We start from the raw sequence: 2,070 nt of genomic DNA on the forward strand, positions 1-2,070 counted from the left end.
CCGCGATGCGCTCGCGATCCGGCTCCATGCCACGCACGCAGTGTTCCTCGAAGCTGCGCATGCCACCGGCCAGCAGCCGGATGCTCTGCAGCAGGTTGTGCGCCAGCAGCGGCTTGGCCGCGTGCATCTGGAACTGGCCCAGCGTGGCGCCCACGCCAATGGCCACGTCGTTGCCCATCACCTGCGTGCACACCATCACCAGCGATTCGCACTGCGTCGGGTTGACCTTGCCCGGCATGATGGAGCTGCCGGGCTCGTTGGCCGGCAGCCGCCATTCCCCCAGGCCCGGGCTCGCCGCCCAGCGCAGGTCGTCGGCGATCTTGCACAGCGCCAGCGCCAGCACGCGCAGCGCGGCGTGCAACTGCAGCAAGGCGTCGTGCGCGGCCTGCGCCGCGAAAGGGTTGTCGGCGCGGCGCATCGGCAAGCCGGTCACCTCGCTCAAGGCCTCGGCCATGCGCTGGCCGAATTCGGGGTGGGCATTGGCGCCGCTGCCCACGGCCGTGCCGCCGATGGCCAGGCCCTGTACCGCGCGCAGCGCGGGCTCCAGCCCCGCCTCGGCCTGATCGAGCTGCGCCACCCAGGCCAGCAACTCATCGGCCAGCGTGAGCGGCAGCGCGTGCTGCAGGTGCGTGCGGCCGGTCTTCGTCACGTCGCGCACGCCTTCGGCCTTGGCCGCCAGCGTGTCGCGCAGGGCGCGCAGCGCGGGCCGCAGCGAGCGCTCCACGCCCAGCAGCGCGGCCACGTGAATGGCGGTGGGAATGGTGTCGTTGGACGACTGGCCGAGGTTGACCTCGTCGTTGGGGTGCACCTCGCGGCCCAGCAGGGCCGTGGCCCGGTGCGCCACCACCTCGTTCATGTTCATGTTGCTCTGCGTGCCCGAGCCGCTCTGCCACAGCGACAGCGGAAAGGCATCGGGCCAGCGGCCGTCCACCACCTCGGCCGCGGCCTGCGCGATGGCGTCGGCCACGGGCGGCTCCAGCGTGCCCAGTGCGGCGTTCACGCGCGCGGCGCAGCGCTTGATCAGCGCCAGCGCGTGGATCAGCTCGGGCGGCATCTTCTCCGTGGAGATGGCGAAGTGGCCGATGGCGCGCTGGGTCTGCGCGCCCCAGGGGGCGTCGGCGGGGATGGTGATCTCGCCCCAGGCGTCGTGTTCGGTGCGGGATGCGGGTGCGGAAGTGGCCATGGAAATCTCCGGTGAGGCGAAGGCCGCGGGCAAATGCGGTGCCCATGCCGTGTCAGGCATCCCTTTCTACCCGCCATCGCCCCCCCGGTGGCGCACAGGGTTTCCCGCCGGGCTTGACGTTCGTCAAACCGACCGGGCCTCCCGGGTGCTGCAATGCCTGGCATGCCTGCCCAGCCCGTCTTCACCGCGCGCGCGCTCACCAAGGTCTACGGTGACGGCCCCACTGCGGTGCACGCCTTGCGCGGCGTGGACCTGGACGTCATGCCCGGCGAGTTCGTGGTGCTGCTCGGCGCCTCGGGCAGCGGCAAGAGCACGCTGCTCAACATCCTGGGCGGGCTGGACTCGCCCACGGGTGGCTCCGCCCAGTGGACCCACGGCGGCCAGACGCATGAGCTGGCCGGCGCCAGCGACGCCGAACTCACGCGCTACCGGCGCGAGCACGTGGGCTTCGTGTTCCAGTTCTACAACCTCATCGCCAGCCTGACGGCGCGCGAGAACGTGGCCCTGGTGACCGACCTGGCCACCGACCCCATGGCGCCCGAGGCGGCGCTGGCCCTGGTGGGACTGGGCGAACGCATGGACCACTTCGCCTCGCAACTCTCGGGCGGCGAGCAGCAGCGCGTGGCCATTGCGCGTGCCATCGCCAAGCGCCCCGCCGTGTTGCTGTGCGACGAGCCCACGGGCGCGCTGGACTGCGCCACCGGCGTGCGCGTGCTGGAGGCCATCGAGCGCGTGAACCGGGAGCTGGGCACCACCACGGTGGTCATCACGCACAACGCGCCGATCGCGCAGATGGCCGATCGTGTGCTGCGCCTGGCCGACGGGCGCATCGCCTCGGCACAGGCCAACCCGAACAAGGCTCCGGCGGCAACGCTGAGCTGGTGAGG

2 protein-coding genes are annotated in these 2,070 nt (G+C 71.8%); one reads left to right on the forward strand and one right to left on the reverse strand.

Annotated features, from left to right (window positions below; all coding sequences use genetic code 11):
* On the reverse strand, window positions 1–1,183 hold a 1,183-nt coding region (locus VLG41_RS22810), incomplete at its 3' end, for a class II fumarate hydratase (protein ID WP_325351672.1).
* Window positions 1,184–1,336: 153 nt separating this feature from the next.
* On the opposite strand from VLG41_RS22810, the gene VLG41_RS22815 reads away from it, so the two are divergent.
* Complete coding sequence (locus tag VLG41_RS22815) at window positions 1,337–2,068, forward strand: ABC transporter ATP-binding protein (RefSeq protein ID WP_414652531.1); 732 nt, start codon at window positions 1,337–1,339, stop codon at window positions 2,066–2,068.
* Window positions 2,069–2,070: the final 2 nt, after the last annotated feature.

Source organism: Hydrogenophaga sp., assembly GCF_035481345.1.
Taxonomy (GTDB): Bacteria; Pseudomonadota; Gammaproteobacteria; order Burkholderiales; family Burkholderiaceae_C; genus Hydrogenophaga.